This window comes from Streptomyces sp. NBC_01190, from assembly GCF_045039895.1.
Classification (GTDB): domain Bacteria; phylum Actinomycetota; class Actinomycetes; order Streptomycetales; family Streptomycetaceae; genus Actinacidiphila.
In genome coordinates this window covers 7,588,620-7,612,752 of record NZ_CP108580.1, presented here as the reverse complement: position 1 = coordinate 7,612,752, position 24,133 = coordinate 7,588,620, and the positions used below count along the sequence as shown (strand labels likewise).

Sequence of the window (24,133 nt, the reverse complement as noted above, 5' to 3'; positions counted from 1 at the left end):
TGTGCGACCCCATTCGCGATCCTTCCGTACCTCACCGATGAGCGAAGCGGCCCGGACGGGCACTGAGTTCGGCTGTAGCACAGCGGAACCCCCCACCACTCGGTCCGCCGTCGCGCAAGGACCCCAGGTCCCGCGCACCTCTCCTCGGAGTCATCAGCAATGTCACTGTCCCACCGCAGGAAGATCTGGTCCCGCCGCAGGGTCGTCAGCACCGCCGCCGGCGGTACCGCGGCCGTCGCCCTCGGCGCGCTCGGCGTCGCGAAGGCCGCCACCACGTCCACCGCCTCCCCCGCCGCGAGCGCCGCGGGTGACGTGGTCGGCAAGATCACCGTCGGCTACCAGGGCTGGTTCGCCGCCAAGGGCGACAGCGCCCCGATCAACGGCTGGTGGCACTGGTCCCAGGACATGAGCAAGGCCCCCTCCCCGTCGAACACCGGCATCAAGGCGTGGCCCGACATGCGGGAGTACGCGCACAGTTACCAGACCGGGTACGCCAACCTCGGCAACGGCCAGCCCGCCACCCTCTTCTCCTCGTACGACCAGCAGACCGTGGACACCCACTTCCAGTGGATGAAGCAGTACGGCATCGACACCGCGGCGCTCCAGCGGTTCAACCCGGTCGGCGGGGAGGGCCCGACGCGCGACGCGATGGCGACCAAGGTGCGCTCGTCGGCGGAGTCGCACGGCGTCAAGTTCTACATCATGTACGACGTGTCCGGCTGGACCACCATGCAGTCCGAGATCAAGACGGACTGGACCAACAAGATGAAGGCCCACACCGCCTCGTCGGCCTACGCCGCCCAGAACGGCAAGCCGGTCGTCTGCATCTGGGGCTTCGGCTTCAACGACAACAACCACCCCTTCGACGCGACCGCGTGCCTGGACGTCATCAACTGGTTCAAGTCGCAGGGGTGTTACGTGGTCGGGGGCATCCCCAAGGAGTGGCGGACCGGCGGCCAGGGCACGCGGACCGGCTTCAGCGACGTCTACCACGCGTTCAACATGATCTCGCCGTGGATGGTCGGCGCCATCGGCAACGCGGGCGATTCCGACAACTACTACCAGAACGTCAACCTGGGCGACCAGGCCGAGTGCAACGCGCACGGCATCGACTACCAGCCGTGCGTCCTGCCGGGTGACGTATCGGTCCGGCAGCGCGCGCACGGCGACTTCATGTGGCGGCAGTTCTACAACATGGTCCGGGTCGGCGCCCAGGGCATCTACATCTCGATGTTCGACGAGTTCAACGAGGGCAACCAGATCGCCAAGACCGCCGAGACCCAGGCGACCGTGCCCACCGACTCCGGCTTCCTGGCGCTGGACGAGGACGGCACCGCCTGCTCGTCGGACTACTACCTGCGGCTGACCGGCGACGGCGGCAGGATGCTCAAGGGCCAGATCGCGCTGACCGCCACCCGACCCACCCAGCCGGTCGTCTCCGGCGGGACCACCCCGCCCACCTCGCCGAGCACCGGCACCGGCACCGTGGTCAGCCTGCGCGCGGGGATCAACAACGACTACGTCACCGCCGACAACGCGGGCGCGGCGGCCCTCATCGCCAACCGCACCGCCATCGGCCAGTGGGAGCAGTTCGACCTCCTCGACGCCGGCAGCGGCAACACAGCCCTGCGCTCGCACGCCAACAGCCGTTACGTCACCGCCGGTTCGTCGCCGCTGATCGCCGACAGCACCACCCTCGGCCGCGCCCAGACCTTCACCCTCGTCCACAACACCGACGGCACCGTGAGCCTGCTCGCGATCGCCAACAACCAGTACGTCACCGCGGAGAACGCCGGCGCGGCCGCCCTGGTCGCCAACCGGACCGCCATCGGACCCTGGGAGAAGTTCACCCTCGTCACCGACTGATCCGCCCTCAGGTGGTCCTGGCCAGCGCCACGTTGAGTTTGAGGACGTTGACGTGGCGCTGGCCCAGGAAGCCCAGCACCCGGCCGTGGGTGTTCTCGGCCACGAGCCGGCGGACGACCGAGGCGGGCAGCCGGCGGACCCTGGCGATCCGGGCGACCTGTTCGTCCGCGTAGGCCGGCGAGATGTCGGGGTCGAGTCCCGATCCCGAGGCGGTGACGGCGTCGGGGGGCACCTGGCTCGGGCGGACGCCGTCAAAGGCCGCGATCGCCGCCCGGCGGGCCCGGACCGAGGCGATCAGCTCGGGGTTGTTCGGGCCGAGATTGGAGGCGCCGGAGGCCAGCGGGTCGTAGGAGCCGGCCGACGGCCGGGGCTGGAAGAACCTCGGGTCGGGTCTCGGCGCCGTGCCGGCGGTCTCGGGGGTATCAGGGTCACCGGGGCTGCCGGGGTTGCTCATCGGCAGGTCGAAGTTCTGGCCGAGCAGGCTGGAGCCGACGGCCCGGCCACCCCGGTCGACCATGGAGCCGTTGGCCTTGTGGCTGAACGCGCCCTGGGCGATACCCGTGACGACCAGCGGATACGCGACGCCGGTGAGCAGGGTGAACACCACCAGCATGCGCAGGGCGGCCAGCAGGGTGCGGAGCGTCGCCGGAAGGGCGTTGAACATCGCGGCGGCCTTTCTCTACTGCTGCCATTTCGGGCAGCTTCCTCGGCTTCCGGCAGCTTCCTCAACTTCCGTCGGCGTCCGGCGGCGTCCGGCGGCTTCTCGTCAGCTTTTCGTCAGCGCAGTCCGGGGATGAACTGGATGATCAGGTCGATGACCTTGATACCGGCGAACGGCAGCACCAGGCCGCCGAGGCCGTAGACCCAGATGTTGCGGTTGAGCAGTTGCGCCGCCGAGGACGGCCGGTAGCGGACGCCGCGCAGGGCGAGCGGGATCAGCGCCACGATGATCAGCGCGTTGAAGATGATCGCGGAGGCGATCGCCGACTGCGGGCTGTGCAGCTTGGTGATGTTGAGCTGGTTGAGCCCGGGAAAGGCGACGGTGAACATCGCGGGGATGATCGCGAAGTACTTGGCCACGTCGTTGGCGATGGAGAAGGTGGTGAGCGCGCCCCGGGTGATGAGGAGCTGCTTGCCGATCTCCACGATCTCGATCAGCTTGGTGGGGTTGGAGTCCAGGTCGACCATGTTCCCGGCCTCCTTGGCGGCCGAGGTGCCGGTGTTCATGGCCACACCGACATCCGCCTGGGCCAGCGCGGGCGCGTCGTTGGTGCCGTCGCCGGTCATCGCGACCAGCTTGCCGCCCGCCTGCTCCCGGCGGATCAGCGCCATCTTGTCCTCGGGCGTGGCCTCGGCGAGGAAGTCGTCCACACCCGCCTCGTCCGCGATCGCCCGGGCGGTCATCGGGTTGTCACCGGTGATCATCACGGTGCGGATCCCCATCCGGCGCAGCTCGTCGAAGCGTTCGCGCATACCGGCCTTGACCACGTCCTTGAGGTTGATCACCCCGAGCACCGAGGCGCTGCTCGCCCCCTCCCGGGTGACGACCTCGCCGACCACCAGGGGGGTGCCGCCGCTGGAGGCGATGCCGTCGACGATCGGGCCGACCTCCTGGAGCGCGGATCCGCCGTTCTCGCCGATCCAGTGCATCACGGCGGCGGCCGCGCCCTTGCGCAGCAGCCGGCGGCCGCCGTCCTCCACCAGGTCGACGCCACTCATCCGGGTCTGCGCGGTGAAGGGCACGAACTCAGCCTGCCCCAGCTCGCCCTCGGCCCGGGCCCGCAGACCGTAGCGCTCCTTGGCGAGGACCACGATGGAGCGGCCCTCCGGGGTCTCGTCGGCGATCGAGGACATCTGGGCCGCGTCGGCCAGCCGCTGGATCGGTACGCCGCCCACCGGCAGGAACTCGGCGGCCTGCCGGTTGCCGAGGGTGATGGTGCCGGTCTTGTCCAGCAGCAGGGTGTTCACGTCGCCGGCCGCTTCCACCGCCCGGCCGGAGACCGCCAGCACGTTGCGCTGCACCAGCCGGTCCATGCCGGCGATGCCGATCGCGGAGAGCAGCGCGCCGATGGTGGTCGGGATGAGCGCCACCACCAGGGCGACCAGCACCACGATGGACTGCTCGGCGCCGGCGAAGACCGCGAACGGCTGCAAGGTGACGACGGCCAGCAGGAAGACCACGGTCAGCGAGGCGAGCAGGATGTTCAGCGCGATCTCGTTGGGCGTCTTCTGCCGGGCGGCCCCCTCTACCAGCGCGATCATCCGGTCGATGAACGTCTCACCGGGCTTGGAGGTGATCTGGACGACGATCCGGTCCGAGAGCACCTTCGTGCCGCCGGTCACCGCCGAGCGGTCACCGCCGGACTCCCGGATCACGGGCGCCGACTCACCGGTGATGGCGGACTCGTCGACGGACGCGACCCCTTCGACGACATCGCCGTCACCAGGGATGACCTGCCCGGCCTCGACCACCACATGGTCGCCGAGCCGCAGGTCGGCGGCGGGGACCGCCTCCTCGGTGAGGCCGGCCGTCTCGCGCCGGTAGTCGGTGAGCCGTCTGGCCGTCGTCTCGGTCCTGCTGCGGCGCAGCGTCTCGGCCTGCGCCTTGCCGCGGCCCTCCGCCACCGCCTCGGCAAGGTTGGCGAAGACGGCGGTGAGCCAGAGCCAGACGGAGATGACCCAGGAGAAGACGCTCGGGTTCTTGATGGCCAGGGCCGTGGTGAGCACGGCGCCCACCTCGACCACGAACATCACCGGATTTTTGGCCATGACCCGCGGATCGAGCTTCTTCGCCGCCTCGGGCAGCGAGACGAGGAGCTGTTTCGGATCGAGCAGGCCGCCGGAGACGCGGTGCTGTGAGGCCGTGTCCTGCCCGACCCCGGGTGGCGGCGGGGGGTCGACGCTGCTGGGGGCCATCAGTGCAGGCCTTCCGCGATCGGGCCCAGCGCGAGCGCGGGGAAGTAGGTGAGGCCGACGACGATCAGGATCACCGCGGTGAGCAGCCCGACGAACTGTGGCCGGTGGGTGGGCAGCGTGCCGGCGGTGACCGGGGTCGGCTGCTGCGCGGCGAGCGAACCGGCGAGCGCCAGTACGAAGATCATCGGCAGGAAGCGGCCGAAGAGCATCGCAAGACCCAGCGCGGTGTTCCACCAGTTCGACGTCACGGTCAGCCCGGCGAACGCCGAGCCGTTGTTGTTGGCGGCGGAGGTGAAGGCGTAGAGCACCTCGGAGAAGCCGTGCGGTCCGGAGTTGAGCATGTTCGCCCGCTCACCGCGCAGCGACATGGCCGTTCCGGTGCCGACCAGGACGATGGCGGGGGTGATGAGGATGTAGAGCGAGGCGAACTTGATCTCGCGGCTGCCGAGTTTCTTGCCGAGGTACTCGGGGGTGCGGCCGACCATCAGACCGGCCACGAAGACGGCGATGACGGCCAGGATGAGGATGCCGTAGAGACCGGAGCCGGTGCCGCCGGGGGCGACCTCGCCGAGCATCATGTTGAAGATCGTCATCCCGCCGCCGCCGGGCGAGAAGGAATCGTGGAAGGAGTTGACCGCGCCGGTCGAGGTCAGGGTGGTGGACGCGGCGAAGAGCGCCGAGGCCCAGACGCCGAACCGCTGTTCCTTGCCCTCCAGCATGCCGCCGGCCAGGTGACCCGCGGTACTGCTGACGCTGTGCAGCTCGTTGACGGTGATGATGGCGAGCGAGGCGGTCCAGATGAGCCCCATCACGGCGAGGATCGCGTACCCCTGGCGGCGGTCGCCGACCATCGTGCCGAAGGTGCGCGGCAGCGAGAAGGAGATCACCAGCAGGAGGTAGATCTCCAGCCAGTCGGTGAACGCGTTGGGGTTCTCGAAGGGATGGGCGGAGTTGGCGTTGTAGAAGCCGCCGCCGTTGGTGCCCAGTTCCTTGATGGCCTCCTGCGAGGCGACCGGACCGCCGGTGATCGTCTGCCGGTCGCCCACCAGCGTGGTGATCCCGTGCGCGCCGTGCAGGTTCTGCAGCGTGCCGGACGCGACCAGCGCGATGGCGAAGACGAAGGCGAGCGGGAGCAGCAGCCGGACCACGACGCGGGTCAGATCGACCCAGAAGTTGCCGACCCGGTCGGTGCGTTCCCGGGTGAAGCCGCGGATCAGCGCGGCGACCACCGCGATGCCGACGGCCGCGGAGACGAAGTTCTGCACCGCCAGGCCCGTCATCTGCACCAGATAGCCCATGGTGGATTCGCCGGAGTACGACTGCCAGTTGGTGTTGGTGACGAAGGAGGTGGCGGTGTTGAACGCGGTGGCCGACGCGACCGCCTTCATCCCGACGGCCAGCGGGAAGTGGCTTTGCAGCCGCTGGAAACCGTAGAGGAAGAGGACCGACATCACGGAGAAGGCCAGCACGCTGCGCAGATACACCGTCCAGCGCTGGTCGGCCCCGCCGTTCACCCCGCTGAGCCGGTAGAGGACCCGCTCGGCCCGCAGATGGCGCGGCGCGGTGAGCAGATGGGCGATGTAGTCGCCCAACGGCCGGTACGACAGGGCCAGTGCGACGACCAGCGCGACGATCTGGAGCAGCCCGGCCAGCGTGGGGTCCACTAGAAGCGCTCCGGGAAGATCAGCGCCAGCACCAGGTAGACCAGCAGCCCGCTCGCCACGACGAGGCCGGCGATGTTCTCCCCGCTCACAGCTTCTCCGCCCCCTTGGCGATCAGGCCGAGAACGGCGAAGACCGCGATGGTGATGACGAGGTAGATCAGATCTGCCATGTGCGGAGCATCCCGGTGGTCGTGGGCGGAGGTCCGTCGGAGCCCCGCCCGGCCGGAACCGGCGGCGCTCCGTGCACAAACCTTGCCGCAGCGTGGTCGCCGCACCGTGTTGCGGCAGCCTGGGAGCCGCCATCCGGCCTATCGACACCACCGGACCCGCGCGCCGGCCCGCCCGCACGCGGTGGCTCCCGACAGGCGGGACGGACGGCGGTGTGCCAGGGTGGACGCACCTGCGTGCTGCTGTTCGCACGGCGACTCACCAGGGCGGCGGCTCACCAGGGCGGGGGCACGCCAACGCGGCCACCGCCGAGCCCACTTGACTCCGGACGGGAGGGGCCGGGGCCATCTTGTCGCCGGGTCGGGGCCGCCATAGGGTGTGCGCACATTTGTGTGGTCGTGTGATCGACGTGATCGCGTTCGAATCTGCCCCTTCGCTCCAGGAGTGCACGTGCCCGCTGTCCACCCTCCCGCTTCCGGCGCCCGGTCCCGTCGCGGCTCCCTCCGCTCCGGATTCCTGGGGACCACGATCGCGCTCCTCGCGGTCGGCACCTTCGCTCTGTCGACCGAGAGCACCGCGGTGGCCGCGGCGCTCGGCGACCGGGGCGCGCCGGGCCAGGGCGATCCGTACTTCCCGCTCTCCGGGAACGGCGGCTACACCACCCGCCACTACGACCTGGACCTCGCCTACGACCCGGCCGGCCGGGAACTGGACGGCACCGCGACGATCACCGCCCGGGCCACGCAGCGGCTGACCCGTTTCGACCTGGACCTCTCCGGCCTGACCGTACGCGGGATCCGGGTGGACGGCCGGGCGGCCCGCTGGACCCGGGACGGCCAGGAACTCGTCATCACCCCCCGCACGGCGCTGCGGCGCGGCCAGGTCTTCCGGGTCGAGGTCCGCTACGGCGGGGTGCCGGCGAACATCACCGACCCCGACGGTTCCGCGGACGGCTGGATATCCACCGACGACGGCGCGTTCGTCGCGGGTGAGCCGCAGGGCGCGATGTCCTGGTTCCCCGCCGACAACGCCCCGCTCGACAAGGCGTCGTACACCTTCGAGATCACCGTGCCGACCGGGTACACGGCGGTCGCCAACGGAGTGCTGACCTCGCAGCGGAGCAACGGCGGGAAGGGGAGCAAGGCGGGCAAGGCCGGCACCACGACGTTTCGCTGGAACGAGGACCGGCCGATGGCGTCGTACCTCGCCACCGCCACGGTCGGGAAGTTCGACGTCCAGCGGTACACCACCGCCTCCGGCATCCCGGTCTACAACGCGGTGGACCCCCGCGAGGCGGCCGGCGCCGCGCCGGCCCTGGCGCGGATACCGGCGATCCTCGACTGGGAGAGCAAGCTCTTCGGCCCCTACCCCTTCGCCGCGGCGGGCGCGATCGTCGACCACGCCCCGGATGTGGGTTACGCGCTGGAGACCCAGACCAGGCCGCTCTACGACCGGGCGCCCGATGTCGGCACGGTGGTGCACGAGACCGCGCACCAGTGGTTCGGCGACTCGGTGAGCCTGACCAGTTGGCAGGACATCTGGCTCAACGAGGGCTTCGCCACCTACGCCGAGTGGCTGTGGGACGAGCAGCACGGCGGCCCCACCGCGCAGGCCCGCTTCGACGGCTACTACGCCCGGGCGGCCACCAGCAGCCTCTGGGCCTTCCCCACCGCCGACCCCGGCAAGGGGGAGAACATCTTCGCCTCGCCGGTCTACACCCGGGGCGCGATGGCGCTGCAGAAGCTGCGGACGGCGATCGGTGACCCGGACTTCTTCGCCATCCTCAAGTCCTGGGCCAGGATCCACCGGTACGGCAACGGCACCACCGCCCAGTTCGTGGCGCTGAGCGAGAAGATATCCGGCAAGGACCTCGGCGCCCTCTTCCACACCTGGATCTACACCGCGGGCAAGCCCGCCCAGCCCTAGCCGGTCCAGCCGTAGCCCGCCTGGTCACGGCCAGAACAGCCCACTGCGCCTGCCGGCCGCGCAGGGGGCTCCGGCCGACCCAGGTACGGCAGGGCGTGGGGGGATCAGGCCGGCGGGGCGGCGGGCGGCATCGCGTCGCGCCGGACGGCCACCATGGCGACGTCGTCCATGAGGGGGCCGCCGGTGTGGCGGCGTACCGAGTCCAGGATGTGACCGATGAGGTGTTCCGGCCCCTGTCCCGCCCACTGGCCGGCCTGGCCGGTGAGGTCGAAGAAATTCCCGGCGGGGTCCCGCGCCTCGATCACCCCGTCGGTATAGACCAGAAAGGTCTCCCCCACCCCCAGGCGGAAGTGGTCCACCACGTAGTCGGCGCTGTTGCGGCTGTTGAGGCCGAGCGGCGGGGAGTGACTGCGCTGATGGGTGGAGCCGGTCATGGTCCGGCCGATCAGCAGGGGCGGGTAATGGCCGCAGTTCACGGCCTTCACGGTGCCGATGTCGAAGGAGATCTCGAGAAAGAGCGCGGTGACGAACCGCTCCCCCGCGGTGTCGTCGGTTTCGCCGACGTCCGCGAAATGCGTCTCCATGCTCTCTTCGAGATACGCGGCCAGTTCCGGCAGATCGGCCGCCCTTGGCGCGGCCTCCCGGAATCCGCCCAGCAGGCTCACCGCGTCGTCGACCGCCGGAAGTCCCTTGCCCCGGACATCACCGATGACGAAGCGCAGCCCGGTCGGCGTACGGACCACGGCGTAGAGGTCGCCGCCCATCCTCGCCCAGGGCTGGGAGGAGTGGTAGACCGAGGCGATCCGCAGCGGACCCATCCGCCGCGGCAGCGGTCGGAGCAGGACCCGCTGGACGGCGTCGGAGACCGCGCGGACCTCGATGAGTTCCCTGAGGTTGCGTTCGCGTACGCCGCGCAGCGCGATGACAAAGGCGGTGACGAAAAGGATGGCGATCACATGGATCGCCGGAATGGCGGTGTACCAAATGCCGTCCAGCACATCCAGCAGGATCGCCGCGCCGCAGGAGACCGCGGCCACCAGGGCGGTCAGCCGAATACCGCACGCCGCCGCGGTGATCGTCGGCGGGGCGACCAGGAGCGACGCGAGATGCTGGTCGGGCCGCAGCAGCAGCCCGAGCACGAGAATGACGACCAGCAGCACGACGGCCACGCCCAGGGGGCCGTCGCGCATGAAAACGGCACCGTCGTCCGCGGCCCCGAATTGACGCCGCACCCCGAATGTCGCGGCTCCCCAGGTTTTGAGGCGTCGGGGCACGACCTTGGCCTTTCCCATTGGGTCAGGGTATTTCCTTTCCGCCGACCCGGCGACCCCGTTTATCGAACCCATGTTCGATGAACGCGCCCTGAGAGCCAGAGTTCTTCCGCAGCGGTGGGCGGGGGACATCCGCCGTTCACGGGGTGGTCTCCGAGGGACGGCTTGCTGGAGCCAAGTTATATAGACAACTTGGCTCACCCGGGTGTCGCCGCGGCGGCACCCGGGCGGAGAGGAACCAACACCGTGTCACCCCTCTCAAGCTCCGCCGCGTCCGGCAGCGCCGTCGCGCTCACCTCGCCCACCGCCCCCCAGCGGGGCGACAAGCTGACGTTCACCTGGTCGACGGACGCGCCCGACCCCAAGAACTGGATCGGCGTCTACGACGGCGACCGCGAGCCGGGCACCGGCAGCGCCCTCGTCTGGGCGTACGTCACCACCGCCGGCGGCGCGTTGACGCTCGACACCTCCGGGCTGACCGGCGGCCCCTTCACCGCGTACCTGCTCGCCAAGGACGGCTACGGCGTCCTCGCCCAGACCCAGCCGTTCAGCTTCGCCGGCCAGCCGGCCGGCGACGCCCTCGTCCTCAGCGACCCCACCCCGTACGAGGGCGACCAGGCCACCTTCCACTGGACGACCGACGCGCCCGACCCGAAGAACTGGGTCGGTGTCTACGACGGCAGCCGGCTGCCGGGCACCGGCTCCGCGCTCGCCTGGGAGTACACCCCCGCCGCCTCGGGTGACATCACCATCGACACCTCCGGGCTGACCGGCGGCCCCTACACCGGCTATCTGCTCGCCAAGGACGGCTACGGCGTCCTCGCCCAGACCCAGCCGTTCAGCTTCACCCCCCGCCCGGTGATCCCGCGCCCGCACGCGGTGGTGGACGCGCTGACCACCGCGCCGCAGACCGCGGGCACCGCCTTCTCCGTCGGCCTGGCCGGCCTGTGGATCAGGCCGGAGGGCAACGCGGCCGGCGCTCCCGCCTTCAAGCGGGTGGCCGGCGACCCGTGGCTGTCGGTCGCCGCGGACGGCACGGTCAGCGGCAAGGCGCCCGCCGCCGGGTCGAAGACGCCCGGACAGGTGGTGGTCGCGGTCACCGACAGCGCGGTGGGCAGCGACACCGTCACCGTCCAGGTGCCGGTGCGGGCGAGCCGGGACCGGCTCCAGCTCAAGGTCGCGACGGTGAACCTCTGGGACGCCGGCGCGCACATCGACGGATTCCTGGAGAAGCAGCTCCGGCTGGTGCTGACCCAGGGCCTCGATGTCGTCGCCCTCCAGGAGAGCGGCCCCACCGGGGCCCAGGACCTCGCCAAGGCGCTGGGCTGGCAGGTGTACCAGGCGGGCGGCGGCCTCGGCATCGTCAGCCGCTACCCGCTCACCGACCCGGCCGCGCCCACCTCCGCCCGGCCGGCCGCCGCCGCGACGGTGCGCCTGCCGGGCGGCCGCGCGGTACGGGTGTGGACCGCCCAGCTCGACGAGGCCGACTACGGACCGTACGGCGTGCCGGCCGGCCGGACCGCCGCGCGGATCGAGGCGGCCGAGAAGCTGACGCTCCGCTACGCCCAGGCGCAGGCGCTGGTGGCCGCGATGCGGCGGGACATCGCCGCCGCATCCGATGTCCCGGTCCTGCTGGGCGCCGGCCTCGCCTCACCGTCCCACCTCGACTGGACCAGCCGGACCTCGTCCGCGCACGGCGGGGTGGGCCGGGTCCGCTGGCCGGTCACCGAGCTGCTGGAGCAGGGGCGTCTGGTCGACGCGTTCCGCGCGGCGAACCCCAACCCGGCGAAGGCCCCCGGCGTCACCTGGTCGCCGGTCCGGCCGCGGCACGACGGCGGCGGCGCCGAGCCCCAGGACCGTATCGACCAGATCCAGTTCGCCGGGCAGCTCAAGGTGGCCGAGGCGCACAGCCTGTTCACCGGATGGCCGCGGGCGGTCCCGGGCACCGCCGCCAACGGCTGGCCCTCCGACCACGCCGCCGCCGTCGTCACCTTCGTCCTGTCCTCCCGCGGCTGACCCCCCGAACACCCGTAAGGAACGAACTCCCATGACTGAGATCAGCCGCCGCGCCTTCATCGGCACCGCAGCCGCCGGAGCGGCCGTCGCGGTCGGGCTCCCCGGCACCGCCGACGCCACCGAGAACCACGGCGACCACGGCAACCCGCACGGCAGCATCGCCGACGTCAAGCACGTGGTGATCCTGATGCAGGAGAACCGCAGCTTCGACCACTACTTCGGCACCCTGAGCGGCGCCCGCGGCTTCGACGACCGGCAGGCGGTGCGACTCCCCACCGGCGACTCGGTGTTCCAGCAGCCCGACCACAGCCGCGCCGAGGGCTATCTGCGGCCCTTCCGGATGGACACCACCCGGTACAACGCGCAGAACGCCGGCGGCCTGGACCACGGGTGGGACAGCGGCCACACCGCGGTCAACGGCGGCGCCATGGACAAGTGGGTCGCCGCCAAGGGCGAGCGGACCATGGGCTACTTCACCCGCCAGGACATCCCCTACCAGTACGCGCTGGCCGACGCGTTCACCGTCTGCGACGGCTACTTCTGCTCGCTGAACGGGCCGACCGACCCCAACCGGCTCTATCTGTGGACCGGCACCGCGGGACCCGGAGTCGACGGCACCACCGGTCCGTTCACCGACAACACCGTGGTCACCGAGAACCCGGTGGCGGACTGGACGACGTACGCCGAGCGGCTGGAGAAGGCCGGTGTGAGCTGGCGCGTCTACCACAACCCGGATGGCTCCGACGACCGCAACGGCGACTACGACGACAACGCGCTGTCGTACTTCAAGCAGTTTCACGCCTTCCCCGCGGACGACCCGCGCTACGTCAACGCCATGACGAAGTTCGATCTGACCGCCTTCGACCAGCACTGCAAGGACGGCACGCTGCCGACCGTCTCCTGGCTGGTGGCGCCGTACCTGTTCTGCGAGCACCCGGCGGCCAGCCCGGACTACGGCGCCCACTGGGTGGACACCGCGCTCACGTCGCTCTTCGCCAACCCCGACGTGTGGAAGCACACCGTCTTCCTGCTGATGTACGACGAGAACGACGGGTACTTCGACCATGTGATCCCGCCGTACCCGGAGCCGGGGACGAAGGACGAGTTCGTCGACGGCAAGCCCATCGGCCTGGGCAGCCGGGTGCCGCTGTGGGCCGTGTCGCCGTGGTCGCGCGGCGGCTGGGTCAACTCGCAGGTGTTCGACCACACCTCGGTGGTGCGCTTCCTGGAACGTGTCACCGGGGTCGCCGAGCCCAACATCTCCGCCTGGCGGCGCCAGGTCTGCGGCGACCTCACCACCTGCTTCGACTTCACCAGGCCCGACTACACCATTCCCGCCCTGCCGGACACGGTGGCGCTGATGGCCAAGGCCGACGCGGGCGCCTCGCTGCCCGCGGTCACGGTGCCGGCGGAGCAGAGCGTCGCCGTGCAGGAGAAGGGCGAGCGGCCGCACCGCCCGCTGCCGTACCGGCCGTGGGCCGATGTCACGGTCGACCGGGCGACCGGCAAGGTCACCTGCACGCTGACCAACGACGGCACGGCGGCCTTCCACTTCACCGTGCTGCCGAACGTCGCCCTGCCGTACACGGGGACGCCGTTCACCGTCCCGCCGCGCTCGTCGCGCACCTATGTCTGGGACGCCACGGCGACCGACGGCCGCTACGACTTCAGCGTGCACGGCGCCGACGGCTTCGTCCGCCGCTTCTCCGGCACCGTCGTGCGCCGGCAGCAGGACGACGTCGCGGTGCCGTCGGTCCGGGCCACACTGCGGGCGGACGGCCGACCGGAGAAGGCGTCCGTCGAGCTGGACCTGCGCAACGACGGCGGCGCCGAGGTGGCCTTCACGATCACGCCGAACGACTTCGCCGGCCAGGCCAGGACGGTCCGGGTGAAGGCCGGTGGCCGCGCCCGGTCGACCTGGGACACCGACGCGGGACGGTACGACTTCACCGTCACGGCGGGTACCGGCACCCGGTTCGCCCAGCGGTACGCGGGGACCGTGCACCCGGCGTGACCCGGCGCCGGCGGGGCGGGGCGCCGCGCCCCGCCCCGCCGGCCGGGCTCCGCTTACCACCGACTTACCACCGACCGCGGTGTCCCGGCGACCGGACCGCGCCACCCGGGTGAACGGCGGACGCGGCGCAGGCCGCTGCCGGTTGCCCCACCCGCGTGAAGGGCCGGGCCGTCCGGGTGACTTCCGTGAACGTCGCCCATCCCTGGAGACGCCCGTGCCGAACGCTCGGTGACCGGATCGACAGCCGGATGTTCACCGGCCGTCGGCAGACATCATCGAGCAGTGGAGTCATCATGAACCAGAAGTGCAAAGGCGCCGTACTGGCGCTCCTGACCGGCGGGATCATCCTGACCGCGGGTGGCGTCGCCGCCGCCGACTCCGACGCGACGGGCATCGCGGCCGGATCGCCGGGCGTGCTGTCGGGCAACGTCATCCAGCTCCCGATCGGCATCCCCACCAACACCTGCGGCAACGCGTCCGGCCTGACCAGCCTGCTCAGCCCGGCTCTCGGCAACACGTGTGCCAACGTCAGCACCCGGGGCGGCTTCGCGCCCGAGATGAGAAGCGGCCACCGCGAGTGGCGCGGCTACCAGGCCCCCCGTGATGACGAGATGGCGAACACCTGGGGGAACCACGGCGGGTCCGACACCGGCTTCTAGCCCGACACCCGCGGGCGCCGTCTGACCGTGGCCCCGGTCCCGGTTTGCCGGAGCCCGCTCGGCTCGGGCGGCCGGCAGCTCGTCTCCTGACGCCGCCACCGCGGCCGCCGGCCGCGGCGCCGTCAGGAGACGAGCTGCTGGCCGCCGTCGATGTCGTAGGTCGCGCCGGTGAGCGCGTCGTTGACCATGATGTGGACGGCGAGGGCGGCGACGTCGGCCGGCCCGACGACGCGGCGGATGGGAAGGGTGGCGCGCAGCTCCTCGCGCCGGGCGTCGAGCTGGTCCCCCAGCAGCGAGGCGGACAGCGCGGTGTCGACGAATCCGGCGGCGATGAGGTTCACCCGGATCGGCGCGAGTTCGAGCGCCAGATTGGCGGTGAGGGCGGGCAGCGCCGCGGTCATGGCGGAGACGACGGACATGCCGACGGCGGGCCGCCGGCCGCCGGTTCCGCCGATGAAGAGCAGGGTGCCGCCGGCCCGCGTCTTCGCCCGGCTGAAGACGGCGACCGCGAGGATCATGGCGAGGTGGTCGCCGAAGTCACGGCGGACCTCGGCGAGATCCAAGCTCTCCAGCGGCGCGTAGGACGGGCCGCCCGCGGTGACCAGCACATGGTCGACCGGTCCTGGCAGCTCCTGGAAGAACCGCTGGAGCCGGTCGGTGTCGTTGGCGTCGAACGCCGCCGTGCTCAGCGGTTCCAGCTCCCGCGCGGCCCGCGCCAGCCGTTCGGGGTCGCGGCCCACCATGACCAGCCGGCCGCCGTCGGCGCGCACCCGGCGGGCGGTCTCCAGCCCCATCCCCGAGCTGGCGCCGATCACCACGACGGTCTGATCGGCGAGGCCGCCCTGTCGGTGGGTGCCGGGAATCGATGCGGTGCCGGTCATCCGTGCCTCCGGGGTGTCCGTCGCGGGTCCGTGGTCCGCTCCTCATGCTCCCGCCTCCCCCCACCGAGCGCCCGCCGGGCGGCGGCCGTTCGGGGGGTCATTCGCCGGGATCGTCCTGGGCGGAGTCGGCCCGGCGGATCGCGGGACGGAAGCGCAGGCCCACGGCGAAGAGCATCGGAATGATGCCGAGCCATACGTAGGAGGCCGCGTCGGTGCTGAAGGGGGCGACGGCGGCGGACACCGCGAGGAGCACGAACACGCCGACGGTACGCAGCAGGATCCACCGGCCGTAGGCCGCGGGCAGCCGATCGCCGAAGTGGCCGAACCGGTGGAGCCGCTGCCAGAGCAGGACGAAGGCCAGGGCGACGGCCATGACCGAGAGGTCGAAGAAGACGATCGCGGTGGCGTTGGCCCCGTACCGCCCGACCAGGGCGGAGGGAAACGGCAGAAAGGCCACCAGCAGCAGGAAGACCGCGTTCAGCCGCCCCACCCACTCGTCATGACGGCCGGTCAGCCGAAAGAGCCTGCGGTGCTGCTGCCAGAAGGCCGCGATGATGGCGAAGGTGGCCGCGTAGCTGATGAACTGGCCTTCCAGTCCGGACAGCGCCGTTCGCAGCTCGCCGGAGGCGGTCCGGTCGGCGATCCGCGGTACGGGGATCCGCAGGACGAGCACGGTGAGCGCGATCGCGAAGACCCCGTCGGTCAGCGCCGTCAGCCGGCCGAGAGAGTGCTCGTCCTCCGTCACACCGCCCCGCCGCTCGCCGGTCCCCGTCCCGTCCGGTGACCCGAGCTTCCCCGCGCGGGCCCCCGCGGGCACGCCATTGCTCCGGACGAGGGCGCGCCGCCGAGGTGGGCACCCTCCTGCGGGATGGCGGAAATCGTTCCCGTCTAGACTCGGTTCGAACGGTGGCGAGGACACGCGGCCCGCGGTCACCTCCGCGCTCTCGACGGTGGCGCCGCGCGGCCGCTGGGGGGCGTCTCACCTCCTCACCGTCTTGTCCGACCCGTCGGCCAGGGCTTCACCTGCGCGTCAACCCCAAATCACCGGCGCTCGGTCCGGTGGCGGATGACGTCCAGCTCTTCTCCGACCGGCACACCAACGAGAGGTTCTCGTGCACATCCATCCGGCGGGCCGGCTGATACCGGTGGCGCAACCGCATATGACGGTCGCCGTCAAGTGGAATTCCGGCTCGAACGCGCTCATCCTCGCCTGCGCCGAACTCCTGCTGCTGCTTCTGCTGCTGTTGCGCTGGGCGGTCCGCAGACAGGGCGGCTGGCGGCACGCCCGGCGCCGGCTGAGCCGGCAGATCCGGCTCACCTTCGGCGCGTTCTCCGACCCGGTACGGGAGTTCCTGCGCTTCCGGGCGACCGTGCGGCACCTGACCCGGCTGCTCGCCACCGCCGAGCCGGCCACCGTGGCCCACCGGGCGCTCGACGACGTCGACACGGCCGTCACCCGTACCGCGCCGGACGCCTTCGGCTTCGCCGCGACGGTCCGGCCCGCCTCCCGCCGGGCCGGCGGCGACGTGACCGTACGCGTGGCGGGCCGCGGCGTGCCGGCCGCGGCCGATCCCTGGGTGGCCGACGGCCGCCCGCTGCACTGGCGCGCCGGCACCACGGCGGTGCTGGAGCGGGCCGGGCAGCGATCCGACGCGGACGAGGGCGCCCAAAGCGCCGCGCAGCCGCGTGTGTTGGTGCCGCTCGGGCTGGACGGCGAGGCCATGGTGCTCATCGATCTGCTGCGCGGCCCCGGCATCCTGAGCACCTACGGGGACCGCCGGGCGAGCCGCGCCTTCGTGCAGGCGGTGGCGGCCTATCTCGACCTGCCGGGCGGCAGCGCCGAGGTCGTCGTGGCCCGCGGTGTGCACCCGCGCTTCGACGGACCCGACCTGGATTCCCTGCTGGCCTCCATGGAGGGCCTCGCGCCGGAACGGACCCGGCCGCTGGTCCTGGTGTGCGCCGCGCCCGACGCCGGGCAGGCGGCCCGGCTGGCCCGGATGGCCACCGCCGGTCTGCTCTGCGCCGTGGTCGTCGGGCCGGTGCCCGCCCACCGCTGGGAGATCCGGGTGAACTCGCGCGGCCGGACGGAGACCCCCGGACTCGGCATCGAGACGGACGCCGCGCCGCTGGGCCCCGCGGTGGCCAGGACGGCCAGAAGGGCCGGCGCGCTCAGGAAGAGCGGCGCGGGGAAGGGTGCGCCGGGCCGTACGTCCCCGGCCGGCCCCGCCTCGGGGTCCGCGGCCCGGCCCGCCGCGGCCCCGTCCGTACCGTCCGCCCCCTCCCCTGGGTCCCCCGCGCCCTCCTCGTCCCCGGTGCCTCCCGTTTCCCCCGTCTTCGCGGATCCCGCCCCCGAGCCGGAGCCGGCCGGCTCCCCCGCGCCGGCCTCGCCGCGCTCCACCACGGCGCCGACCCCACCCCGCGCCGCGGGCGCGTCCCGGGTGCGGAAGGCGCCGGCCGCTCGCCGCGCGGCCCCGCCCCGGGCCGTACCGCCGCAGCCGTCGATTGAACCGCCGGCCCCCGCCATCCGTGAACTGTTCGCGGAGCCGGAGATCACCGGTGTCTCGGCGACCGGCACCCGCGACGCAGCCTCGTACGCAACCACCGAAGACGAAAGGCCGAACGGGTCGTGAAGCTCCTGGTCACCACCGTCGATGGCGATCGGCGCGAGCACCGCGACGTGCTCGTCAACGCGGCCGCCGGCACCTCGGTACGGCGACTCGCCCCCCAACTGCTCTCCGCCCATCGCGGCACCGCGCCGGCCGGGCCGACGGGGCCCGGCGCGTCCGACACCGCCGGGGACATCGCGCTCTACCTCGGCGACCGGCTGCTCGACCCCGACACCACCCTGGCGTCGGCGGGCATCCGTGACGGCAGCACCATCGGCATCGGACAGCCGGCGCCCCGGGCCGGCACGCTCTACGGCCCTGAGCGGCACGAGATGCCGACCCCCAGGAGGCCGGACTCGGCGCCCGTCGTCGAGGTGCAGGTGATCGGCGGTCCGCAGGCGGGCCGGGTGCATCTGCTCGGCATGGGAACGCACCTGCTGGGCCCGGTGGAAGGCTGCTCGGTCCACCTGACGGGCGACGGCGTGCCCGAGGCGGGGCTGCGGCTGACGGTCCGGCCGGACGGCCATGTCATCACCGTGCTCCCCGACGACGACACGCAGGTGCGGCTTTCCCTGCCCGAGGCGCCGCCGCCCCGGCCGCGCGCCGACGTGGTGGCGCTGCCGCCGGAGCCGGTGCCGGACCCCGCCGAGCAGCCGGCCGAGGATCCGGAGCTGCCGCGCGGCTGGACGCTGTGGCCGCTGGACGGTGAACTCGTCCTGGGCGAGCACTTGCTGCGGGTGGCAAGGCCCACTCAGGCGGACGCCGCCGTGGTGCCGTCCGCCAAGGAGGCGGGCCTGGACTTCAACCGGCCGCCGCGGCTGCTGCCGCCGCTCCAGCCGGAGACCTTCCGGCTGCCCGGTCCGCCGGAGCCGCCGAAGCGCCGGCCCATCCCGTTCCTGGTGATGATCGCGCCGATGTTCCTCGGCTTCGGCATGGTCTTCTTCTTCCACTCCTACTTCTTCCTGGTGTTCATGCTGCTCAGCCCGATCATGGGCTTCGGCAACTGGATCAGCGGGCGGCGCGGCGGCCGCAAGGAGTTCCACCAGGCGCTCGCCAACTACCGGCTGCGCCGGAAGTCGCTGGAGAGCGACGTGCGGGCCAAGGTCGACGCCGAGCGCCGGGTGCGGATCGCGACCTCCCCCGATCCGGCGGTCGTCGGCCTGATGGCCGTCGGGCCGGGCACCCGGCTGTGGGAGCGGCGCCGCAGCGACCCCGACAGCCTCATCCTGCGGATCGGCACCACCAAGCAGCAGTCGCTGCTGCAACTGGACGACGGCTCCCGCGAGGACAACCACCGCACCGCCTTCTGGCAGATCCCGGACATGCCGATCGGTATGGACCTCGCCGGCAGCCAGGTGGTCGGCATCGCCGGCGCGGAGGAGCCCGCCAGGGCGCTGGCCCGCTGGGCGGTGGCCCAGGCGGCCGTGCTGCACAGCCCGCGCGACCTGAAGATCTGCGTGCTCACCGACCGTGGCGCCGCCGAGTCGTGGGAGTGGGCCCGCTGGCTGCCGCACGCCAGGTCCGGCCTCTCCTCCTCGCAGGAGAACGCCCCGGTCATCCTGCTCGGCAACGACCCGGAGACGGTGGCCAACCGGGTCACCGAACTCATCAACGTGATCCGCAACCGCACCCTGGCGCAGCAGGCGACGCTGCGCGGCGCGCTGCTCAGCGAGCCGGACCTGCTGGTCGTGCTCGACGGCGCCCGGGAGCTGCGCGATGTGCCGGGCATGGTCCAGGTGCTCAAGGAGGGCCCGGCGCGCGGCATTTACCTGCTGTGCGTCGACCGGGAGGAGCGGATGCTCCCGGAGGAGGCGAGCGCCGTGGTGTCGATCGCCAAGGACACCCTCACGCTGCGCCGTACGGGGCTGCCCGATGTGCCGGGCATCCGGCCCGACTACGTGACGGCCGCGTGGGCGGAGCGGCTGGCCCGGGGGATCGCCCCGGTGCACGACGTCACTCCCGACGCGACGGGCGGGCTGCCGGACCGGGTCTCGCTGCTGGATCTCCTCGACCTGGAACCGCCGGCCGGTGAGGTGGTCGCCGAGCGCTGGAACCGGCGTCCGGCCTCCACCACCGCCCTGGTCGGTCAGGGCTTCGACCGGCCCACCTCGCTCGACCTGGTCAAGGACGGTCCGCACGCGCTGATCGCGGGCACCACCGGCTCCGGCAAGTCCGAGTTCCTCCAGACCTTCGTGGCGTCACTGGCCGCGGTGAACCGCCCCGACGAACTGACCTTCGTCCTGGTCGACTACAAGGGCGGCAGCGCGTTCAAGGACTGCGTGCGGCTGCCGCACACCCTCGGCATGGTCACCGACCTGGACAGCCACCTGGTCCAGCGGGCGCTGGCGTCGCTGACCGCCGAACTCATCCGCCGCGAGCACATGCTGGCCCTGGCGGGCGCCAAGGACCACCCGGAGTACCGGGCGCTGCGGCGGCGGGACCCGAAGCTGCCGCCCATGCCGCGGCTGCTCCTGGTGATCGACGAATTCGCCACCCTGGCACGGGAGATCCCCGACTTCATCCCGGGACTGGTCGGTATCGCGCAGCGGGGCCGTTCGCTCGGCCTGCACATGGTGCTCGCCACCCAGCGTCCCGCGGGTGTGGTCACCAACGACATCCGCGCCAACACCAATCTGCGGATCTCGCTGCGCGTCACCGACGTGACCGACAGCACCGACGTCCTGGACGTGCCCGACGCGGCGTCCATCTCCTCCAGCACCCCGGGCCGCGCACTGGTCCGGCTCGGGCACCGCTCGGCGATGAGTTTCCAGACCGCCTTCGTGGGCGCGCCGCGCCCGCGGGCGGAGCAGACCGCGACCGGCGCGGGCGGCCAGGGCCGTCACGGCGCCGACGACGAGGCGGGCGGCGGTGCGGCGGGCACCCTCACGGCCGCCATCGGGGCGGTCGAAGACGCCGGGGCCGCCGAGCCCACCGAGGTGTTCGACAACGAGTCGACGCTGTGGACCACCCCGCTGCCCTGGCAGCGGCTCGGCCGCCCGGTGCAGGCTCCGCAGGACGACGAGGACGACTTCCCCGACCTGATCGACGACGAGGGGCCGACCGATCTGATGGCCCTGGTGGACGCGATCCTGGACGCCGCGCGGCTGGCCGGGCACGAACCGCAGCCCAGCCCGTGGCTGCCGCCGCTGCCGCTCGCCCTCGACCTGGACGACCTGCCGGAGCCCGCGCCGCCGACCGGCGACGGGCGGCTGGTGCCGGCCGCGTGGGCCCGCGAGGACCTGCCCGGGCTCCAGGCGCAGCCGCCGGTGCTGATGGATCTCGACGAGTTCGGGCATCTCTACGTGCTGGGGATGCCGCGCTCCGGCCGGTCCCAGGCGCTGCGCACGATCGCGTCGGCGCTGGCCCGCGCCAACTCCTGCGCCGATGTGCACTTCTACGCCGTGGACGCGGCCGGCGGCGCGCTCACCGCGCTGTCCGCGCTGCCGCACACCGGCGCGGTGGTGCCCCGCTCCGACATCGAGCGGCTCAGCCGGACACTCAACCGGCTCACCGCCGAACTGGTGCGCCGCCAGGAGCTGTTGGCGACGCATTCGGCGGGCACCCTGACCGAGCTGCGCGGGGTGCTGCCGGCCGGTCAGCGGCCCGCGCACATCGTGCTGCTCATCGACGGCTGGGACACCCTCAACGCGCTGGTCGTCGACATCGAGGACGGGCGGATGGTCGCACAGGTCGCGATGTTGCTCCGGGAGGGCGCGGCGGCCGGCATCCATGTCATCGCCTCGTCCGAACGGGCCCTGATGGGCGGCCGGATCGCGGCTCTGAACGACAACCGGCTGCTGCTGCGGATGAACGACGCCGGCGACTACGTGATGCACGGCATCGAGCGCCAGCGCATCCCGTCCTCGGTCGCCCCGGGCCGCGGCTTCCGTACCGACGGCGGCACCGAGTTGCAGGTCGCGGTGTTGCCGGCCGGCCCCAGCGGCCAGGAGCAGGCCGAGGCGCTGCGCCGGATCGGGGCCGAGGCGGCCCGCCGCGACCAGGGCGTGCCGGAGGCACTGCGCCCCTTCCGGATCGAGAGCCTGCCGACGGCGATCTCCTTCAAGGACGCCTACGCCCGCACCGGCGCGGGTGAACGGCTGCCGCTGCGGGGCCTGGTGGGTCTCGGCGGCGACGATGTGTCCCCGGTCTGGGCGGACTTCTCCGGGATCGCCTCGACCTACGTCATCGCGGGACCGCCCGGATCCGGCCGCAGCACCGCACTCGCCTCGCTGGCGGTGTCGCTGCTGCGCGGCCGTACGGGCGTGGTGGCCCTCACGCCGCGGGAGTCGCCGCTGCGCGCGCTGCACGGGCGCGCGGGCGCGGCCGTCATCACCTCGCTCAGCCCGACCGAGCAGGACCTGACGGCCGCGCTCGAGCAGGTCGGCGGCGGCCCGGCGGTGATCCTGGTGGACGACGCCGACCTGCTGGCGATGACGCCGGCCGACACCATGCTGCGGGACATCGCCACTTCGGGCCGTGACCGGTCCCTCGGGCTGGTCTGCGCCGGGCCGGCCGAGGCGCTGGTCTCGCCGCTGAGCAGTTGGCTCGGCCAGGTACGGCGGTCCCGCAAGGGGCTGTTGCTCTCCCCGCAGAGCATCGGCGAGGGCGACATCCTGGGGCTGCGGCTGCCGCACAACGTGATCCGGGTCAACCGGGTGCCGGGGCGCGGCTACACCACCGACGCGTCGGGCAGCCTGCTCACCGTGCTCGTACCGGAGACCGTGCCGGCCCGCGACGCGGGCTGAACCCGGGCCGGCCCGGGCAGCCCGGTCAGCCCGGGCAGACGACGGAGGGTGCCGCGACATGCGCGGCACCCTCCGTCGTGGCTGCCGAGGCTCAGCTGCTCTGGTTGATCTGGTTCGCCATGGTGGTGTCCATGTCGTTGATCTGCGTCTTGATGTCGGTGAACTGCTTCGCGAAGTCACCGATCTTGGTGACGATCTGCTGGAGCTGGGTGGTGAACTGCTCGTAGGCGTGCTGCATGGCGGGGCTGGTCTGCTGGAGGAACAGGCCGTCGCTCAGCAGGTTGTCCACCGAGTTCTTCAGTGTCAGAAGCTGCGGATTGATGTTGCTCACCGCATTGTTCAACTGCGAGGAGACGGTGTCGATCTGCGAGTATTCGAGCTGCACATTCGCGTTGGGCATGGGTTTTCCTTAACGTGTCGAAAGGCTGGGGTCATTTGTAGAAATCGTGGCCGCCACCGCCACCACCGCCACCGCCACCACCGCCACCGCCACCGTGGTCGGAGTCGTCGTGGTGCGGGGTGGTGTCGGTCCACGTCGGGTTGGGGCCGTTGACGCCCGTCCCGGTGTACGTCGTGGTGGTGGTCTTGCCGTCGGCGCCGGTGGAGACGTCGGTCTTCGTACCGGTGCCGTCGGCGTTGCCGGTCACCGTCTCGACGGTGCTGCTGCCGTCCGGGTGGTTGACCGAGGAGGTGTAGCTTCCGTTGTCGCCGAAGCTGGTGTGCTCGTGGTACTGGAGGCCGCCGCTGCCGTCGGTGACGGTGGTGTCGTTCGAGGTCAGGTTGCCGTTAGCGTCGTAGACCGACGTCGTGTTGTGCTGGCTGCCGTCCGGCGCGGTGTACTGGTAGCCGGCCGGCTCCGTGCCCGGCGCGTCCGGGGGTTTGTTCGGGTCGGCCAACGGCACTTGTTTCTCATAGGGATTGCCGTTGTCGTCGAATCCGTGGATTGTCACGAACGTGTGCGACAGCTTGTTCCAGTTGTCGTACGCCGACTTCTTCATCTCCCACATGCTGTGGGTGAATCCGGCGGCTTGTTCATTGCCGGTCGCGGCATACCCCGCGTCCTGGTCGAACCACTGCTGGGCGACGCTCGTATAGGTGCTGCTCAGCGATTCCAGCAGGTCCCAGGCGTGTTTGAAGGCCCCGCCCCACGCCTGGTAGTACCAGTCGATGGAGATGGAGGCGTCCGCGCCGACCTCGTTGGGCGGATAGTAGTGGTTCGCCGTACGGGCGTCCGAAATCTTGTGTTTGAGGGTTTCGGTGTCCTTGCCCAGTTGGTTCAAGAGCTCGTAGTCGATGACTATGTCAGGCACGCCGCGATCCTCCACTCCCTGGCGTACGGCTCACAACCCGGTACACGTACCAAGGCGTCCGGGCGTTCAACCGACCCGGGCGCCGTGACGCG

At 71.7% G+C, this 24,133-nt stretch carries 17 protein-coding genes; 7 read left to right on the top strand and 10 right to left on the bottom strand.

Going from position 1 to position 24,133, the window contains the following annotated elements; translation table 11 throughout:
• Nucleotides 1-159: 159 nt before the first annotated feature.
• Nucleotides 160-1,866, top strand: coding sequence for a xylosidase (locus tag OG519_RS31900; RefSeq protein WP_405591372.1), 1,707 nt, complete (start codon nt 160-162; stop codon nt 1,864-1,866).
• A 7-nt stretch (nt 1,867-1,873) separates the two neighbouring features.
• On the opposite strand, the gene OG519_RS31895 is transcribed toward OG519_RS31900, so the two are convergent.
• The 5 genes from OG519_RS31895 to OG519_RS31875 all read right to left on the bottom strand — a co-directional run bounded on the left by OG519_RS31895 (nt 1,874) and on the right by OG519_RS31875 (nt 6,720).
• Nucleotides 1,874-2,530 carry a potassium-transporting ATPase subunit C gene (locus OG519_RS31895; protein ID WP_405591369.1) on the bottom strand — a complete coding sequence of 219 codons (657 nt, stop codon included), beginning with the start codon at nt 2,528-2,530 and terminating at the stop codon, nt 1,874-1,876.
• Between the two features lie 113 nt (nt 2,531-2,643).
• On the bottom strand, nt 2,644-4,782 hold the full coding sequence (gene kdpB, locus OG519_RS31890) for a potassium-transporting ATPase subunit KdpB (protein WP_405591366.1): 2,139 nt from the start codon (nt 4,780-4,782) through the stop codon (nt 2,644-2,646).
• On the bottom strand, nt 4,782-6,446 hold the full coding sequence (kdpA, locus tag OG519_RS31885; RefSeq protein ID WP_405591360.1) for a potassium-transporting ATPase subunit KdpA: 1,665 nt from the start codon (nt 6,444-6,446) through the stop codon (nt 4,782-4,784). The genes kdpB and kdpA overlap by 1 nt, the downstream gene beginning before the upstream one ends.
• The gene (gene kdpF, locus OG519_RS31880; protein WP_405591358.1) at nt 6,446-6,535 is read right to left on the bottom strand and encodes a K(+)-transporting ATPase subunit F; all 90 of its coding nucleotides are present in this window, start codon (nt 6,533-6,535) and stop codon (nt 6,446-6,448) included. Before kdpF ends, kdpA begins: the two co-directional genes overlap by 1 nt.
• A complete protein-coding gene (locus tag OG519_RS31875; protein ID WP_405591355.1) occupies nt 6,532-6,720 on the bottom strand; it encodes a hypothetical protein in 189 nt (62 codons plus the stop codon). Before OG519_RS31875 ends, kdpF begins: the two co-directional genes overlap by 4 nt.
• A gap of 451 nt (nt 6,721-7,171) precedes the next feature.
• Between OG519_RS31875 and OG519_RS31870 the strand changes: the two genes are divergently transcribed.
• Nucleotides 7,172-8,539 carry a M1 family metallopeptidase gene (locus OG519_RS31870; RefSeq protein ID WP_405593141.1) on the top strand — a complete coding sequence of 456 codons (1,368 nt, stop codon included), beginning with the start codon at nt 7,172-7,174 and terminating at the stop codon, nt 8,537-8,539.
• Between the two features lie 104 nt (nt 8,540-8,643).
• Here the strand turns inward: OG519_RS31870 and OG519_RS31865 are convergent, their stop codons facing one another.
• A complete protein-coding gene (locus OG519_RS31865) occupies nt 8,644-9,729 on the bottom strand; it encodes a PP2C family protein-serine/threonine phosphatase (RefSeq protein ID WP_405591352.1) in 1,086 nt (361 codons plus the stop codon).
• Nucleotides 9,730-10,056: 327 nt separating this feature from the next.
• Here OG519_RS31865 and OG519_RS31860 point away from each other — a divergent pair, with 327 nt between their 5' ends.
• From OG519_RS31860 to OG519_RS31850, 3 genes are all read left to right on the top strand, one after another.
• Nucleotides 10,057-11,826, top strand: coding sequence for a hypothetical protein (locus OG519_RS31860; protein WP_405591349.1), 1,770 nt, complete (start codon nt 10,057-10,059; stop codon nt 11,824-11,826).
• Between the two features lie 31 nt (nt 11,827-11,857).
• Nucleotides 11,858-13,840: a phosphocholine-specific phospholipase C gene (locus tag OG519_RS31855; protein WP_405591347.1), complete on the top strand. Its 1,983-nt coding sequence runs from the start codon at nt 11,858-11,860 to the stop codon at nt 13,838-13,840.
• 293 nt (nt 13,841-14,133) lie between these two features.
• Nucleotides 14,134-14,499: a chaplin gene (locus OG519_RS31850; RefSeq protein WP_405591344.1), complete on the top strand. Its 366-nt coding sequence runs from the start codon at nt 14,134-14,136 to the stop codon at nt 14,497-14,499.
• Between the two features lie 122 nt (nt 14,500-14,621).
• Here OG519_RS31850 and OG519_RS31845 read toward each other — a convergent pair whose 3' ends face one another.
• Both OG519_RS31845 and OG519_RS31840 read right to left on the bottom strand, forming a co-directional pair.
• A complete protein-coding gene (locus OG519_RS31845) occupies nt 14,622-15,380 on the bottom strand; it encodes an SDR family oxidoreductase (protein WP_405591341.1) in 759 nt (252 codons plus the stop codon).
• Nucleotides 15,381-15,477: 97 nt separating this feature from the next.
• Nucleotides 15,478-16,125: a TMEM175 family protein gene (locus OG519_RS31840; protein ID WP_405591338.1), complete on the bottom strand. Its 648-nt coding sequence runs from the start codon at nt 16,123-16,125 to the stop codon at nt 15,478-15,480.
• Nucleotides 16,126-16,492: 367 nt separating this feature from the next.
• Between OG519_RS31840 and OG519_RS31835 the strand changes: the two genes are divergently transcribed.
• Nucleotides 16,493-18,010 (top strand): hypothetical protein, encoded by a 1,518-nt coding sequence (locus OG519_RS31835; protein ID WP_405591336.1) that lies wholly within the window; start codon nt 16,493-16,495, stop codon nt 18,008-18,010.
• Nucleotides 18,007-22,731 carry an FtsK/SpoIIIE domain-containing protein gene (locus OG519_RS31830; RefSeq protein ID WP_405591333.1) on the top strand — a complete coding sequence of 1,575 codons (4,725 nt, stop codon included), beginning with the start codon at nt 18,007-18,009 and terminating at the stop codon, nt 22,729-22,731. Before OG519_RS31835 ends, OG519_RS31830 begins: the two co-directional genes overlap by 4 nt.
• Nucleotides 22,732-22,822: 91 nt before the next feature.
• On the opposite strand, the gene OG519_RS31825 is transcribed toward OG519_RS31830, so the two are convergent.
• Nucleotides 22,823-23,131 (bottom strand): hypothetical protein, encoded by a 309-nt coding sequence (locus OG519_RS31825; RefSeq protein WP_405591331.1) that lies wholly within the window; start codon nt 23,129-23,131, stop codon nt 22,823-22,825.
• 31 nt (nt 23,132-23,162) lie between these two features.
• Nucleotides 23,163-24,041 (bottom strand): hypothetical protein, encoded by an 879-nt coding sequence (locus OG519_RS31820; RefSeq protein WP_405591328.1) that lies wholly within the window; start codon nt 24,039-24,041, stop codon nt 23,163-23,165.
• Nucleotides 24,042-24,133 lie beyond the last annotated feature (92 nt).